The sequence below is a fragment of the Neokomagataea tanensis genome, from assembly GCF_006542335.1.
Taxonomy (GTDB): Bacteria; Pseudomonadota; Alphaproteobacteria; order Acetobacterales; family Acetobacteraceae; genus Gluconobacter; species Gluconobacter tanensis.
Genome location: NZ_CP032485.1, coordinates 85,210 through 101,216 on the forward strand (window position 1 = coordinate 85,210; position 16,007 = coordinate 101,216).

A 16,007-nucleotide genomic window follows, 5' to 3' on the forward strand; every position below is an offset into this window, starting at 1 on the left:
GCCATTTTAAATATACATTCATTTTTTACTATAAATATTAACTAAAGTATTTTTCAAATTAACTCTAAAAAATGGAATATCTTTATTTATTCCTCCGAATACCCATTTTGACAAAAAAAACTCATTCAAATTTAGCCCATTTATCCAATCTTCATCACAGCCATCATTATCGAAATCTACAAATAATTGTGGAAGTGTTAATAACCTACTAGCCCAATCACCGGCTCCTTCACTTGATACCGCCCTTCCCGTTTTAGGCGATACATACCTCAAGTTTTGAGCCTCCCCCGTTACAGCACAAAAACGCAAATCCATGCCGTATCCTACGGCGCGGAGTAAATCTGCCTCCCACCGTAAGTAAGCAGCCATTGGCGGAGGATCAGGAGCAATATTGACCAAGGTCAACAAACGTACCAAACCCATAAAAATTTCAGGATACGCCTCGTCGCGAGGGAGCCCTCCATCCGCTACCCCGCAGGCACTACTCAAAATAGCTAGTGCAAGAGGGTATTCCAGACAACGAGCAGCTGTGCTTTGAACCAATTCGCCAGTGATAGACCCTAACTGCCCTGTTAAGCGCGCTTTCCATTGAACCAGAAGCAAATTACCAACCTGCCACATGGCAATGTTCCGCCGCGCTCCCCCACCTCGAACAATACCGCTAACAACGCCATGCTCTTCCGTAAAAATATGCGCAAGGATACTTCCCTCACCATATGGACGGACAGAGAGCACAATCCCAGCTTCTTGCCACTCCTGCACCCACACCCCCATTACACACAAAAAAAGCCCCTGCATGATAAACATGCAGGGGCCTTAAAAACAAAGACTTAGAGCAATGTGATTAAAAACTTATCACACAGCCCTCAAAGTCTTAGTTTCCAGCAGCAGCAGCCACTTCAGCAGCAAAGTCGCTCTCTTCCTTCTCGATGCCTTCACCGAGTTGGAAACGCTCAAATGCAACCAGCTTAGCGCCAGCCTTTTCTACAACCTTAGCGACACGGCTTTCGCCGTCATGCACCCAAACCTGCTCCAGAAGAACAACTTCTTCGTAGAACTTACGTACACGACCTTCAACCATCTTCTCGATGATTGCTTCTGGCTTGCCAGAGGCACGAGCTTGTTCAACCAGAACAGCGCGCTCACGCTCAAGCGCATCCGGGTCAACGCTGGAAATATCCAGAGAAGCCGGACGGGTCGCAGCAGCGTGCATACCGATCTGGCGGCCGAGCGTCAGCAGTGCTTCGTTTTCTGATTCTGCTTCCAGAGCAGCTAGAACACCGATCTTGCCAATGCCAGGGCGCAGAGCACCGTGAACGTAGCTTGCAACAACACCGCTGGAAACAGTCAGAACCTTCGCACGGCGCAGGGACATGTTTTCACCGATCGTCGCGATCAGGTGGGTCAGTTCGTCTGCAACTGTACGGCCAGATGGAACTGTTGCCGCCTTGATGGCTTCCAGATCGTCACCGACCTTCAGCGCAACATGTGCAACTTGCTCGACCAGCGCCTGGAACGCTTCGTTACGGCCGACGAAGTCCGTTTCAGCGTTTACTTCGACCATAGCTGCGCGGTTCTTTTCAGAAGCAACGCCAACCAGACCTTCAGCAGCTGTACGGCCAGACTTCTTAGCAGCCTGAGAGAGGCCCTTCTTACGAAGCCAATCGATCGCGACTTCCATGTCACCATCGGCTTCTGTCAGAGCCTTTTTGCAATCCATCATGCCTGCGCCAGTGCTCTCGCGCAATTCACGAACCAGGGCTGCGGTGATCTGTGCCATATCTCTCATCCCTCATAAAAATTATGCGGCCGGACGCACTCGCCCGGCCGCATGACTGGTTCAGTCATCGTCTCTTTGCAGAGGCGACATACCGTTTTAGTTTGCGGAAGCCTGCTCGCCTTCGCCAGCTGTCTCAGCGACAACTGTCTCCGTCGGCAGTTCTTCGTCTGCACCAATGTCATGACCAGAAGCAGCCAGTTCAGCGGAGATACCGTCCAGAACAGCAGCAGATACGAGGTCACAGTACAGGGTGATCGCGCGGATAGCGTCGTCGTTACCTGGAACAGGGAACGTTACGCCAGCCGGGTTGGAGTTGCTGTCCAGAACGCCAATGACTGGAATACCAAGCTTGTTAGCTTCTTCAACAGCAAGCTTTTCTTTGTTGGTATCGATCACGAAGATCAGGTCAGGAAGACCACCCATCTCCTTGATGCCGCCCAGCGAACGCTCAAGCTTCTCACGGTCGCGCGTGATGTCGAGCACTTCCTTCTTGGTCAGACCAGCTGTGTCACCGCTCAGCATTTCGTCGATCTGGCGCAGACGCTTGATGGAACCCGTGATGGTCTTCCAGTTCGTCAGCATGCCGCCGAGCCAGCGGTGGTTTACGTAGTACTGACCGCAACGCTGTGCTGCTTCAGCAACGTGTTCAGCTGCTGCGCGCTTCGTGCCAACGAACAGCACGCGGCCACCGTTAGCAACGGTATCACGAACTTGCTTCAGAGCGCGGTCCAGCAGAGGAACTGTCTGCTGAAGGTCAATGATGTGAACTTGGTTACGGACACCGAAAAGGTACGGAGCCATCGCTGGGTTCCAGCGACGTGTGTGGTGACCGAAGTGAACGCCAGCTTCGAGCAGCTGACGCATGGTGAATTCAGGCGCTGCCATGAATCGAATTCCTTGCCTCTGGTTTAGCCTCCGCACGGCGTGGTTCCCTCAGGAACACCAGAAGAACGTTTGGGTAAACGCCCCAGCCATGCGTGCGAATTGTCTCATGCCCCAAACTGGACCATGTGAACGCCAGCGGTATGACGGAATCATACGTGTTTTGCAAGCATGATTCGCGCACTGTCACAGGATTACCATCAAACCTGCTCAGCGCGCTCAACACCCCGTACGGTACGCAAACGCTCTGCCAAGCGTGGTGTAACACGGTAGGCCCCCGGAAGCGCGATTTCTACATCCCGCGTCTCCGCCAATGACGGCAATAACGTGACCTTCCCTCTACCACCTCGCATATCGCTCAAAAGCGCTGATAATGCTGGCAGTGTTCGCTCATCTTGGAGCCATACTCGTATCTCGCCTTGCTCCTCAGCAGCAGCTTGCTCCAAATCGACGACACTTTGAGCCGTTATGCGTAAAGCATCACCATCTAACTTTAGCTCAGCGCTCACCAACACAGCTTGTCCAGCCACCAAAAGCTCACGACATGAGACGAGCGTTTCCGAAAACAACGTAACCTCACACGTCCCCGTACTATCAGAGAGGTTTACCCAGGCCATTTTCTTACCCGTGCGCGTGGGGCGTTCCTTTTTGTCGATGACACAGCCAGCAATTTTGACACGCGTGCTGCCTGCTTTTGCTGCCCCATCAAGTCCACTGGCCGGTGTGACTCCTAAGCGCCGAAGGACAGTTTTATAGGCGTCAAGTGGATGAGCACTCATGTGAAAACCCACAGCCGCCGCCTCAAGGGATAGACGCTCAAAATCCGGCCAAGGCTGCCCCTCTTTAAGCTTTAGTATTTCACGCTCCTGACCTGCGCCTCCAAACAAACCAGCTTGCCCCATTTTTTGCTCTTGGGCTTTTGCTTGAGCCCGGCGCAAAATAATTTCGGCACTCGCAAAGACCGTGTGTCTTTCCTTTAAAAGACTGTCAAAAGCCCCTGCTTTCGCAAGGCTTTCCAATTGTATTTTATTAATGCTAGCCGCATCGGCACGTTCTGCGAAATCGGTCATATCCGCAAATGGCCTCTGCCCACGGGACGCAACCAGCGCCTCCATCGCCGCAGCGCCTACCCGCTTTACGGCAGAGAGGGCGTAGCGAATACCTTGCGTGCCATCTTCGAGTGCTTCAATTGAAAAGTCAGCCATTGAGCGATTGATATCAACCGGTAAGACTTTAATTTTCATCCGGCGCGCCTCTTGGCATAGCGCTGCGAGTTTTTCGGTTTTTTCCCGCGCCAGAGACATACACCCTGCCAAAAATGCTACAGGGTGGTTCGCTTTCATCCAGGCTGTTTGATACGAGACGAGCGCATAAGCTGCCGCGTGGGATTTGTTGAACCCGTAATCTGCAAAGCGCGCCATAAGGTCAAAAACCTCAGTCGCCTTTTCCGGGGTAATGCCTCTCTTAGTGGCCCCTTCCGTAAAGATGGCGCGTTGTTTTTCCATCTCCGAGGCAATTTTCTTACCCATAGCCCGGCGTAGCAAGTCAGCACCGCCAAGACTGTACCCGGCCATGCGCTGCGCAATTTGCATAACCTGTTCCTGATACACCATGATGCCATAGGTCTCGGACAGAATATCGCGGATTTCCTCGTGCGGTGGCTCCCAGGCCTCCCCATGCTTACGACGGCAGTAATCCGGAATATTCGCCATGGGTCCTGGGCGATAAAGCGACACGCCAGCAATCAAATCTTCTAATCGGCTAGCAGCCATTTGCTTAAGCATGTCACGCATGCCAGCACCTTCGAACTGGAACACACCTGCAGCATCGCCTCGGGCCAGCATTTCAAAGGTTTTTTTATCATCCAGCGGGATCCGTGAAAGATCAACCGTGATCCCTTGCTCCTTTAAGAAGTCCACACCCCGCTTGAGAATAGTCAGCGTCGTAAGGCCCAAGAAGTCGAACTTCACAAGACCCGCTTGTTCAACAAATTTCATGTTGAACTGTGTCACAAGCATATCGCTCTTTGGGTCTCGGTAGAGCGGCACCAACTCGACAAGTTCACGATCGCCTATCACTACACCCGCCGCATGGGTCGAAGCATGGCGGTAAAGACCTTCAAGCTGCTGTGCAATTTCGAGCAAACGCCTCAGTGCTTCATCGCTATCGCGCATTTCTTGCAGGCGCGGCTCACCTTCAATTGCTTGTGCCAATGTCACTGGCTTAGCGGGGTTGTTCGGAATCAACTCCGCAACGCGGTTCACCATCCCGTATGGCAGACCCAACACCCGTCCCACGTCACGCACTGCCGCCTTAGCTTGCAGCTTTCCGAATGTAATAATTTGCGCGACACGACTGCCACCATATTCCTCACGGACATAACGAATGACCTCGTCACGCCGGTCCTGACAAAAGTCGATATCAAAGTCAGGCATGGACACACGTTCGGGGTTCAAAAACCGCTCAAACAACAACCCAAAAGGAAGCGGATCAATATCTGTAATCGTCAGCGCATATGCGACCAAAGACCCCGCACCCGACCCACGGCCAGGTCCTACGGGAATATCATGCGCCTTCGCCCACTGAATAAAGTCAGCAACGATCAAAAAATACCCCGGGAACCCCATACCCGCGATAATGTCCAACTCGACCTGCAGCCGATCACGGTATTCGTCTCTTTGCTCATCGCTCAACGACATCGCTTCAAAGCGCGCATCCAGCCCTTCCTGAGCCATAGCGCGCAGTGTTTCGTCCTCTGTCGTTCCTTCACGGACTTTAGAACACACAGGCAAAAGTGGTTTGCGCGTTGTAGCTGCAATTGCGCATTTCTGCGCGATTACCAATGTGTTGTCACAAGCTTCAGGTAAGTCGTGGAATAGCGCACGCATCTGTTCAGGCGTTTTGAACCATGCCTCCGGTGAGACGTGCCAACGGTCCGTCTCAGCCATAGTCCGCCCCTGCGCGATACAGATCAGAGCGTCATGGGCTTCATGCATTTTAGGGTTAGGAAAGAAACACTCATTCGTAGCAACGAGAGGTATGTCCAGCTTGTCGGCCATGGCCACAAGAACATCCTCAATCCCGGCCTCTCCCGGCTCACCGTACCGGTTGAGTTCCACCGCTATATTGTCTGGGAAAAAACCAGCTAACCGCTCTAAGAGCGCTGCTGCTTCATCTCGTTGCTCATCCTCAATCATGCGATTGATAGGCCCGCGTTTTCCTCCGGTCAGAAGAAAAAGGCCATCTGCATGTTGACCTAAAACATCAACCGCAACTGTCGGATCCCCGGGGTCTCCGTTCAAGAAACCATGTGACGATAAAATTTGCAGGTTCGCTAGCCCGACCTCGTTACGCGCTAAAACGACCATAGGCTCGGACGGCGCACCCGGCTTCGTGCTCCGTGGTGGAAGAGATAGCTGACATCCCACAATCGGCTGAACATTCTTGCCCTGAGCCGTCAGGGAAAACTCCAATGCCCCGAACAAATTCCCGCTATCTGTTAAGGCGACTGCGGGCATTTCATGCTGAACAGCTAACCCGACAAGGTCAGGAATACGAATAGCGCCCTGACTCAATGAGTAGGCGGAGTGATTGCGGAGATGGACAAAAGCAGCATGCGACATGCCGCATCTTTAGCATGCCCTTACAAGACGGTGCAGCCGTTTATGCTGTTGGCGAGAGCTCATACGGCACGATCTTTCCGCCACGCAGCGTCACGGTCCGATCCATTCTTGCAGCCAGTTCCGCGTTATGGGTCGCAATCAGAGCTGCTGCCCCCTCCTCCCTGACAATGCGCAACAGCTCAGCAAACACCTGATCAGACGTACCGGAATCAAGATTTCCCGTTGGTTCATCTGCCAAAATAATACGTGGCCGATTCGCTAATGCCCGAGCGATAGCTGCGCGCTGCTGCTCCCCCCCCGACATACGGCCCGGCAAAGAGTCCAGACGGTGCCCAAGACCAAAACGCTCAAGCAAAGAAACAGCCCTTGCCTTGGCATCCCCTCTTGAAACGCCCGCAACGAGTTGCGGCAACATAACATTTTCAAGGGCTGTGAATTCACCAAGCAGATGGTGGAACTGATAAACAAAGCCTATTTCATCTCGACGCATGGCTGTCCGAGCGCTCTCTTTCCGCCCAATAACCTGCCCTGCAATCACAACCTCGCCCTCAGTCGGCGTCTCCAACAGGCCCGCTAAGTGCAAAAGCGTCGATTTACCCGTTCCACTCGGTGCCACCAGCGCGACAATTTCTCCCGAGATCAGAGAAAAATCCGTGCCGGACAAAATTTCGAGCGTCTCGTCACCTGAGCGGAAACGCCGCACAACGTTCTTTAATTCCAAAACGGCATTACTCATGACGCAAAGCCTCAATCGGATCAGTTTTGGCAGCACGCCATGCCGGATAAATTGTTGCCAAAAGCGATAGCACCAAAGACATAACAATTACTTCGAACACCTGTGACCACACCAATTTAGCCGGTAAGCGTTCAAGAAAATACACTTCTGAATTGAACAAATTCGTTCCAGTGAGTGACTGTAATGCCTGACGGATGCGCTCAATGTTCAATGCAAAAGCAATACCGAGAATTGATCCTGCCAGCGTACCGACAACCCCGACGAATGCGCCGCACATCAAGAAAATACGCATGATTGCACCGCGGCTTGCACCTAAAGTCCGCAGAACCGCAATATCGCGTGTCTTGTCCTTAACCATCATGATCAAAGACGAGATGACGTTAAAAGCAGCAACCAAAATAATTAGGGTTAAAATCAGAAACATCACGTTCTGCTCGACCGTCACAGCATCCAGAAAGCCATTGGCGCTCTGTGTCCAATCCAATACCCGCAAGCGAGGGTCATCCAAACGCGTCGCAATTGCCTGTCGTGTAGGTTGAACATGCGTCGGGTCATCCGTCGAAACTTGTATCAACGATACCGCGTCGCCAAGCATCTGAAATTTCTGAGCCGCATCAATGGGAGCTAGAACTACATTTGCGTTGTAGTCATTCCAATTTGCATCAAACACAACCGCAACATGGTACTGTTTTGCCCTAGGCATAGTACCAAACGGCGTAGCCTGCCCATCCGCAGATAACAATGTTAGCGGTGAGCCGACCGTCAAACCTGCACGCTCTGCCAGCGTGACACCGATAGCTACGGCATCATCGCCTTTAAAACTTTCCAAACTGCCAGATATGATGCCGCCGCTTAGCGCTTTCCAATTTTGAAAATCGCTCTGGGCAATACCCTGCAATTGCGCACCCGTAGAGTAGCGTCCCGCTTCAACAAGAACTGTACCCTGCGTCATCGCAATAGCGGACTGAACACCCTTTACCTGACGGATGGCAGCAACATCGTTTTTGTAGTCCGTGATCGGCCGTCCGTAACCATACACAGTGAGGTCACCATGCAGGCCCAGAATACGGCCCATCAAGTCAGCTTTAAACCCGTTCATCACTGACATAACAATGATGAGAGTAGCCACTCCAAGCGCAATCCCGATTAACGAGAAAATGGCAATAATGGACGCAAACCGTTCACCTTTGCGGGCGCGCAAATAGCGCCCCGCAACCATACGCTCGAAGCGGCCAAACATTAGACGATCCCGATACGCTTAAGCGCGTCTTCTACCGTAACCTCGACGCGTTCACCCGTGGCACGGCGCTTCAATTCAACAAGGCCATTTTTTGCACCACGCGGGCCGACAACAACCTGCCAAGGATGCCCCATCAGGTCTGCATCGTTGAACTTCACGCCTGCGCGTTCATCACGGTCATCATACATCAGATTGCTTGAGTCGCGTTCGTAAATCTCAGCGCACAAACGGTCACACGCCTCATCACCCGGGCGTAAATTCAAGATCGCAGCGCGGTACGGTGCAACGGAATCTGGCCAGATAATCCCGCCTTCATCATGAGAGGCTTCAATAATTGCCCCCATCAAACGCGAGACACCAACGCCGTAAGAGCCCATATGTGGCGCTAACTTAGCACCGTCTGGCCCGACGACCTCAACACCCATAGACGCGGTATACTTCGTACCAAAGTAGAAAATATGCCCTACCTCAATACCACGTCCTTCACGGCGGCGCGTTTCAGGCACTTCAGCCCAAGCAGCTTCGTCATGCTTTTCGTCTGTAGCAGCATAATGCCCGGTAACCGTCTGGAAAAACTCTTCCAAGCTGGCATGGTCATCACAATCCACCGGACGGCTCAGCCAGTCCTGCTCTTCCAAAGCAGAATCGAAAAATACACCGCTCTCACCGGTTGGTGCCAGAACCAAGAATTCGTGGCTCAAATCGCCACCAATAGGGCCAGTATCTGCCACCATCGGCACTGCACGAACCCCGAGGCGCTGGAAGATACGCAGATAAGACAGCATCATGCGTCGGTAGCTTGCCACCGCATCTTCGTATGATACGTCAAAAGAATAAGCGTCCTTCATGAGGAACTCACGCCCGCGCATCACGCCAAAACGTGGACGAACCTCATCACGGAACTTCCACTGAATGTGGTAAAGAGCTTTCGGCAAGTCTTTATAAGACTTGATCGCTGCTCCAAAAATATCCGTGATCATTTCCTCGTTGGTCGGCCCGTAGAGCAGGTCCCGGCCATGACGGTCTTGAATACGCAGCATTTCCGGACCGTACGCATCGTAACGGCCAGAACGCTTCCACAATTCTGCAGATTGCAAAGTCGGCATCAGAAGTTCCTGCGCGCCGATTGCATCCTGTTCTTCACGGACAATGTTTTCAATATTGCGCAGTACACGCAGGCCTGCTGGCAGCCACGCATAAATGCCGGAAGAGGTCTGACGAATCAGACCTGCCCGCAACATAAGACGGTGAGACGCAATCTGCGCTTCCGACGGAACTTCCTTCAGCGTAGGCTGAAATGCTTTACTCAAACGCATAACTTAAAAACTCTCTCAAACGCGCAGCAAATGAACGTCAACCAACGGACGCTTCTGCAACTTGCGCCCTAACGCCCGACGCAGAGCTGTGCGCGCGGCATCACGGAACAGTAGATCATCTTCACGCAGTTCATCCGGAATTTCGTCAATCGCATCCGCAAACTCTTCACGAATACGCATGGTTTCCGGGTCATCAACTTCCAGCAAACCTGGAGCACTGATCTTCGGATTACCGATGACATAACCTTCGTCATCAACCGCAAAACTTGCCAGAACAATACCATTGAACAGCATTTTGCGGCGCGCAGCCAACACACCACCAGTCATAGGCAGTAGGCGACCGCCATCCAGAGCCAAACGCCCCGTAGGTGCCGTGTCAACGATGCGCACTTCACCGGGTGACAGGTTTAGGATATCGCCATCTTCGAGCAAAATGGGTTCAGCGCCAGCTTCGCGCGCAAGTGCAGCATGAGCCGTAAGATGGCGCCACTCACCGTGTGTTGGGATGCTGTATTTTGGCTTAACCAGATCATACAATACCCGCACGTCGCCGCCTGTAGCATGGCCAGACGTATGCACTTTTCCGTCACGATCCGTCAGGACGCGCACACCACGGCGGGAAAGATTATCCTGCACGCCCATTACGGCCTGCTCATTGCCCGGAATGACACGCGAGCTATAGATAACCGTGTCGCCCTCACCTAACGAAATATGCGGATGTGTATCGCCAGCAATTCGAGATAGTGCGGAACGCGCTTCACCCTGACTGCCGGTGATAATCATCAGCAGATTATCGTCTTCAATATCCCGCGCATCCTGCTCCGTAAGGAACGGCGGCAAGTCGGTAAAGTAACCACATTCGCGCGCCGCAGTCTCCAAATTACGGAGCGAACGACCTACGATCATTACCTCACGGTTCGAAGCCAAAGCCGCTTTGGCAATGCTTTCTACACGCGCGACGTTACTAGCAAAGCATGTGACAGCAACGCGCCCTGTCAGCCCAGCTATCAACTCTGTCAGACCAACCCGTACATCCGCCTCGGACTCAGAGCGCCCCTCTTTCATGACGTTGGTGCTATCGCCCACCATCGCCAACACGCCCTCTTTCCCGAGGCGTTCAAATGTTTCCAGGTCCGTTTTGGGGCCAACAAGCGGATTTTCGTCCAGCTTCCAGTCCCCGGTGTGCACAATCAAGCCATGAGGTGTGCGTAACGCGATGGCCTGCGCTTCGGCGACGGAGTGGGTCACTGCGATAAATTGCAGGTCGAACGGGCCTACATTAAAACGTGATTCCGGCAGGACGACGTTGATTGGAACCTGATTAAGCAACCCCGCTTCATATAATTTGCGGCGCAACACTGCTCCAGCAAACGGCGTAACATAAACAGGGCACTGTAAATAAGGCCATAGATGCGCAACTGCACCCAAATGGTCTTCATGAGCATGCGTAATAACGAGGCCGCACAGGTTTCTACTGCGTTCAGCAATAAAAGAAGGGTCTGGCATCAAAACTTCTGCTTCAGGCGTATCATTGCCTGAAAACCCGATACCACAATCAATTGCCAACCAGTGTTCACGCCCATCTTGAGCGAGACGATAAAGGTTGAAATTCATGCCAATTTCGCCCGTCCCACCCAAAGGCAGGAAGGACAAGCCGTCAGGCATATCCGTCATCGTAAATCCTTACATTTTTCTTCAAAGAGAGACTATATCCATGGCCAATCACTTTAAGCGCGACCGGAAGAATTTGTGCAGTCGGCAGACACATTGCGGTCTGCCAGGAGACGGAGGCCATCCAAGGTAAGATCCGGGGCCATCACGTCAAAAAGATCTGTGCCTTCAGAAAACAAGGGCGCCAGACCGCCCGTTGCGATCACTTGTGGGCGGTCATCCATTTCGTCTGCTATGCGGCGGACAATTCCCTCGACCAAGCCGACATAACCCCAAAAAAGACCCGAACGCATCGCAATGCTTGTATTTCGGCCAATCACGGCAATAGGCCGTCCGATGCTCATACGAGGCAAGCGCGCTGCGGCGCGATGCAAGGCCTCACTCGATAAATTAACACCCGGAGCAATTGCGCCGCCGCAATATTGGCCTTGCGCATTAATGACATCAAATGTCGTTGCCGTACCAAAATCAACAACAACAGCTGGACCACCAAAAAAATGTTTCGCGGCCAGACCATTTAGCCGTCTGTCAGCTCCAAGCTCATCTGGATTATCAACTAGAACGTCGATTCCCCAGTCCAAGCGCGAATGAGCCACCAAGGGCTCGACCTTCAGCCATTTCCGGCAAAAACGTCTTAAGTCGTATAAAGCTGCGGGAACTACGGTTCCGATTATGGCCCGTTCCACTTCAGCTGTGCTCAAACCAACTTGTCCAAGCAAACCATAAAACCAAACTGCGTATTCATCAGCCGTGCGACTATCATTCGCAGAAATACGCCATTGCCCGCGCCATTCATTCCCGTCATGCAACGCAAACACAACGTTAGTATTACCTGAATCAATGACGAGAAGCACTCTATAGTCCGGCCCTTCAGCCCAGCAAGATTTCGCCGGTCACCACCGGAATGGTTTCACCGTTCGAACAAGTCAATAACAACCGCCCCATCTGATCGAGGCCAGAGAATTCGCCCTCAATATAGATTTCACCGCGCCGAACTGCAAGACGATGCCCAACAGGGTGTGCAAGTTTCAACCATTCTGTACGAACAGCGTCAAAACCGCCCTCAATCCACTCGGCGAAGCGTATATCAAGCGCGCCCCCTATTTTGCGCCCTAATTCTTCAACATCCCACACGCCGCCCAAATCAGCCAACGCAGCCAGCTCACGCCCCGGTATCTCAGGCGCAGACGCGACATTAACCCCTATCCCGATAACAACCCAACCGTTCTGGCCCTCCGTCGTGCCACCGGTTTCGATCAGGATACCTGCTAATTTACGTTTATTGAGGAGGAGATCGTTCGGCCACTTCAACTGCAAAGAAGCCGAATTCAGGAAATGACCGCAATGTTCAGTAACCGCATCGTGTACGGCTAATGCTACCAAAAATGGGACAGCCATCAAAAAATCTTGAAAAGCATTTGGACGCAGCAAAAAAGAAATCGCCAGATTTCCGCCCGGATCGACCCATTGCCGGCCTCGCGTTCCACGGCCGCCAGTCTGGCGTAAAGCTTGAACCGCTATTTTATCTTGAGAACTGCTTTCGGCGTAGGATTTACACAAGTCCGATGTAGAGCCTAGCTCTTCATGGACTTCAAATTTCCAACTCATCGCATGGTAACTTTAAGAAAATGGTGGGCGATGACGGGATTGAACCGCCGACCCTCTCGGTGTAAACGAGACGCTCTACCGCTGAGCTAATCGCCCTCAAAGTTTCCATGCCCTGAAGCAGTGAGAGGGTGTTTAGCACCCGGGTTGGGACTTGCCAACCCGGAAACTAAACTTTTTTGAAAAAAATTAGCTTACTGCATCCTTCAGGCCCTTACCGGGCTTGAAACGAACAGAAGTAGACGCAGGAATATCGATCTCTTCGCCCGTACGCGGGTTGCGGCCCTTAGCTGCCTTACGCGTTGCGGTTACAAAGCTACCAAAGCCAACCAGACGTACTTCTTGCTTGTTCGCTAGGGCGTTCTCGATCGTGCCGAATACTGCGTCAACGACTTCGCTCGCCTTTGCTTTGGGAAGCTCAGCGGCATCGGCAACAGCAGCAATCAGTTCTTGCTTGTTAAGGGGCTTCTCCATGGTGTGCCTTTCTGGTGTTGAGCCCCACCATCAAATGCTCAAAGCACCCGACGGTGGAAGCTAAATTGGTTCGTGGCCGCACTATCAAAGCGCTTTCCGGCCGCGTCAACTCTAAGAATAACAGAAGATTGTCAGCGTCAATGCGCAAGCGGCGATGTTGCGCCATTATCCTCTACAATTCTGCCCTCATGAGCATTTTTTTCATCAATCTTGAGAGGTTCAGGCATATGTTGCAAAGCAATTCCGAGAACTTCGCTTACATGTGCCACCGGAATAATCTTCATCGCATGACGAACATTCTCAGGGACCTCGACCAGATCTTTCTCGTTGTCCTTGGGAATGAGAACCGTTTTGATGCCTGCGCGCAACGCAGCAAGAAGTTTTTCCTTCAGCCCCCCAATCTCCAGCACACGCCCTCTGAGCGTAACTTCGCCGGTCATCGCAACATCATGACGAATGGGAATATTCGTCAAAACACTGACCAGAGATGTTACCAGCGCGATACCTGCTGAAGGCCCATCCTTAGGGGTCGCTCCCTCAGGCAAATGAACGTGCAGGTCTCTTTTGGCAAAATCCTCGGTGGAGATACCAAAACTTTCGGCCCGCGAGCGCACGAAAGACAGCGCCGCCGCTATACTCTCCTGCATAACATCGCCAAGCTTGCCCGTATGCTTGATCTGGCCTTTACCCGGCGAGCTGACACTTTCAATGGTCAGAATTTCACCGCCAACCTGCGTCCACGCAAGCCCGGTAACAACGCCAACCATATCCTCTGCTTCAGTTTCACCATGGCGGTAACGACGCACACCAGCGTATTTCTCAAGGTTTTCGGCCGTAATCGCTACGGTCTTAACACCCGTTGAAATAATTTCCTTAACAACCTTACGGGCTAGTTTCGCAATCGCACGCTCAAGGTTACGAACACCCGCCTCACGCGTGTAGGAGCGAATCAATTCGCGGATTGCTTCATCCGTTACAGACCATTCCTCAGCTTTGAGGTTATGCGCCTCAGCTTGCTTATTCAGAAGATGCTTACGAACGATCGCTAGCTTTTCATCCTCTGTGTAACCGGACAGAGAAATAATCTCCATACGGTCCAACAGAGGCTGAGGCATATTGAGGCTATTTGCCGTCGTCACGAACATCACATCGGACAAATCATAATCTACCTCTAGGTAGTGATCTCCAAAAGTGTCGTTCTGTTCAGGGTCCAACACTTCCAACAAAGCCGATGATGGATCGCCGCGCCAGTCTGCACCAAGTTTGTCGATTTCATCCAGCAGGAAAAGAGGGTTCGACGTCTTGGCCTTCTTCATGCCCTGAACGACTTTACCGGGCATTGAGCCGATATAGGTTCTACGGTGGCCGCGGATCTCTGATTCGTCACGCACGCCGCCAAGTGACATGCGGACATATTGCCGACCCGTTGCCTTTGCAATCGAGCGCGCCAAAGAGGTCTTACCAACGCCTGGAGGACCCACGAGACACAAAATTGGTCCCTTGACCTTTTGAGAGCGCGTCTGAACAGCCAAATATTCGAGGATACGCTCTTTTACTTTCTCCAGACCGTAATGCTCTGCTTCAAGCGTTTCTTCGGCACGCTTCAAATCGCGCAAGATTTTGGAGCGCTTCTTCCAGGGGATGCTCAAAAGCCAGTCGAGATAGTTCCGAACGACCGTGCCCTCTGCGGACATCGGGCTCATACCACGCAGCTTTTTAAGCTCGCTTAGAGCCTTCTCCCGCGCTTCCTTGGACAAGCGGGTTTTAGCAATCTTCTCTTCGAGTTCGGCGAGCTCGTCCTTGCCGTCCTCGCCCTCACCCAATTCTTTCTGAATCGCCTTCAACTGCTCATTCAGATAATATTCGCGCTGCGTCTTTTCCATTTGACGCTTTACACGGTTGCGGATGCGTTTCTCGACCTGCAACACGCCAATTTCGGTCTCAATATGCGCGAAAACCTGCTCCAACCGCTGTGCAGCAGATGCTGTCTCTAGGATATCCTGTTTTTCAGCAATTTTGAGATTCAGGTGGCTTGCAATCGTATCTGCCAGCTTCGAGAGGTCATCAATCTGGTTAATCGATACCATCACCTCTGACGGAATTTTCTTATTCAGCTTGATGTATTGCTCGAAATGGGAAACTGCAGAGCGCCCCAACGCCTCCAGCTCACTGCCGGGTGTTGCTTCCGCTTCTTCTTCTGGAAACTCTTCGATTTCAGCTTCGAAGTGGCCATCCACGTCAAAAAGACGCGTGATGCGGACACGACGCTCGCCCTCGACCAGAACTTTTACGGTGCCGTCGGGGAGCTTCAGGAGCTGAAGAATGGTTGAAACCGTGCCGCAGCGATAGATGTCATCTACTGCCGGATCATCCAAAGACACGTCTTTTTGTGCCACTAGCAGGATTTGCTTCTTATCCTGCGACACTGTCTCCAAAGATTTTACAGATTTTTCACGCCCAACAAACAGCGGCACAATCATGTGCGGAAACACAACGATGTTGCGCAGTGGCAGCACAGGCATCACCTGCACTGTCTTTGTGGGCTCAGCCTTTTTATCCGCTGCTTTACGAGCACGGGGCGCGCGCTTCTTTTTCACGCTCTCGGTGGAGACATCCTCAACGGCCTTCGTTGTGCGGCGGCGTTTTGGCTTAGGGGTTGTATCATCAGTCATTCTGTCGA

Annotated in this window: 12 protein-coding genes and 1 tRNA gene; all 13 read right to left on the minus strand. The window is 52.3% G+C overall.

What is annotated here, in order from left to right; translation table 11 throughout:
- Positions 1 to 18 precede the first annotated feature (18 nt).
- Positions 19 to 807: a DNA repair protein RecO gene (gene recO / locus D5366_RS00385; RefSeq protein WP_240775275.1), complete on the minus strand. Its 789-nt coding sequence runs from the start codon at positions 805 to 807 to the stop codon at positions 19 to 21.
- A 67-nt stretch (positions 808 to 874) separates the two neighbouring features.
- The gene (gene tsf / locus D5366_RS00390) at positions 875 to 1,780 is read right to left on the minus strand and encodes a translation elongation factor Ts (RefSeq protein ID WP_141491814.1); all 906 of its coding nucleotides are present in this window, start codon (positions 1,778 to 1,780) and stop codon (positions 875 to 877) included.
- Positions 1,781 to 1,876: 96 nt separating this feature from the next.
- Positions 1,877 to 2,665 carry a 30S ribosomal protein S2 gene (rpsB, locus tag D5366_RS00395; RefSeq protein ID WP_141491815.1) on the minus strand — a complete coding sequence of 263 codons (789 nt, stop codon included), beginning with the start codon at positions 2,663 to 2,665 and terminating at the stop codon, positions 1,877 to 1,879.
- 197 nt (positions 2,666 to 2,862) lie between these two features.
- Entirely contained in the window at positions 2,863 to 6,285 is a 3,423-nt protein-coding gene (gene dnaE / locus D5366_RS00400) for a DNA polymerase III subunit alpha (RefSeq protein ID WP_141491816.1), read from the minus strand.
- A 40-nt stretch (positions 6,286 to 6,325) separates the two neighbouring features.
- Positions 6,326 to 7,021, minus strand: coding sequence for an ABC transporter ATP-binding protein (locus tag D5366_RS00405; RefSeq protein WP_141491817.1), 696 nt, complete (start codon positions 7,019 to 7,021; stop codon positions 6,326 to 6,328).
- Positions 7,014 to 8,261 carry a lipoprotein-releasing ABC transporter permease subunit gene (locus D5366_RS00410; RefSeq protein ID WP_141491818.1) on the minus strand — a complete coding sequence of 416 codons (1,248 nt, stop codon included), beginning with the start codon at positions 8,259 to 8,261 and terminating at the stop codon, positions 7,014 to 7,016. The genes D5366_RS00405 and D5366_RS00410 overlap by 8 nt, the downstream gene beginning before the upstream one ends.
- Positions 8,261 to 9,577, minus strand: a complete 1,317-nt coding sequence (gene proS / locus D5366_RS00415) for a proline--tRNA ligase (protein ID WP_141491819.1) — start codon at positions 9,575 to 9,577, stop codon at positions 8,261 to 8,263. Before proS ends, D5366_RS00410 begins: the two co-directional genes overlap by 1 nt.
- Before the next feature lie 15 nt (positions 9,578 to 9,592).
- Positions 9,593 to 11,251 carry a ribonuclease J gene (locus tag D5366_RS00420; RefSeq protein ID WP_141491820.1) on the minus strand — a complete coding sequence of 553 codons (1,659 nt, stop codon included), beginning with the start codon at positions 11,249 to 11,251 and terminating at the stop codon, positions 9,593 to 9,595.
- 53 nt (positions 11,252 to 11,304) lie between these two features.
- Positions 11,305 to 12,102 (minus strand): type III pantothenate kinase, encoded by a 798-nt coding sequence (locus D5366_RS00425; protein WP_141491821.1) that lies wholly within the window; start codon positions 12,100 to 12,102, stop codon positions 11,305 to 11,307.
- Positions 12,103 to 12,118: 16 nt separating this feature from the next.
- The gene (locus D5366_RS00430) at positions 12,119 to 12,856 is read right to left on the minus strand and encodes a biotin--[acetyl-CoA-carboxylase] ligase (protein WP_141491822.1); all 738 of its coding nucleotides are present in this window, start codon (positions 12,854 to 12,856) and stop codon (positions 12,119 to 12,121) included.
- A 21-nt stretch (positions 12,857 to 12,877) separates the two neighbouring features.
- Positions 12,878 to 12,952: transfer RNA gene (locus D5366_RS00435), tRNA-Val, on the minus strand.
- Between the two features lie 90 nt (positions 12,953 to 13,042).
- The gene (locus tag D5366_RS00440; RefSeq protein ID WP_141491823.1) at positions 13,043 to 13,327 is read right to left on the minus strand and encodes an HU family DNA-binding protein; all 285 of its coding nucleotides are present in this window, start codon (positions 13,325 to 13,327) and stop codon (positions 13,043 to 13,045) included.
- A 137-nt stretch (positions 13,328 to 13,464) separates the two neighbouring features.
- Positions 13,465 to 15,849, minus strand: coding sequence for an endopeptidase La (gene lon, locus D5366_RS00445; RefSeq protein WP_373317492.1), 2,385 nt, complete (start codon positions 15,847 to 15,849; stop codon positions 13,465 to 13,467).
- Positions 15,850 to 16,007: the final 158 nt, after the last annotated feature.

Excerpts from the sequence above, each read along its gene's own strand:
- dnaE (WP_141491816.1), bottom strand. The coding sequence starts at position 6,285 with ATGTCGCATGCTGCTTTTGTCCATCTCCGCAATCACTCCGCCTACTCA.
- D5366_RS00405 (WP_141491817.1), bottom strand. The coding sequence starts at position 7,021 with ATGAGTAATGCCGTTTTGGAATTAAAGAACGTTGTGCGGCGTTTCCGC.
- D5366_RS00440 (WP_141491823.1), bottom strand. The coding sequence starts at position 13,327 with ATGGAGAAGCCCCTTAACAAGCAAGAACTGATTGCTGCTGTTGCCGAT.
- recO (WP_240775275.1), bottom strand. The coding sequence starts at position 807 with ATGTTTATCATGCAGGGGCTTTTTTTGTGTGTAATGGGGGTGTGGGTG.
- D5366_RS00410 (WP_141491818.1), bottom strand. The coding sequence starts at position 8,261 with ATGTTTGGCCGCTTCGAGCGTATGGTTGCGGGGCGCTATTTGCGCGCC.
- rpsB (WP_141491815.1), bottom strand. The coding sequence starts at position 2,665 with ATGGCAGCGCCTGAATTCACCATGCGTCAGCTGCTCGAAGCTGGCGTT.
- proS (WP_141491819.1), bottom strand. The coding sequence starts at position 9,577 with ATGCGTTTGAGTAAAGCATTTCAGCCTACGCTGAAGGAAGTTCCGTCG.
- D5366_RS00420 (WP_141491820.1), bottom strand. The coding sequence starts at position 11,251 with ATGACGGATATGCCTGACGGCTTGTCCTTCCTGCCTTTGGGTGGGACG.
- lon (WP_373317492.1), bottom strand. The coding sequence starts at position 15,849 with ATGCCTGTGCTGCCACTGCGCAACATCGTTGTGTTTCCGCACATGATT.
- D5366_RS00430 (WP_141491822.1), bottom strand. The coding sequence starts at position 12,856 with ATGAGTTGGAAATTTGAAGTCCATGAAGAGCTAGGCTCTACATCGGAC.
- tsf (WP_141491814.1), bottom strand. The coding sequence starts at position 1,780 with ATGGCACAGATCACCGCAGCCCTGGTTCGTGAATTGCGCGAGAGCACT.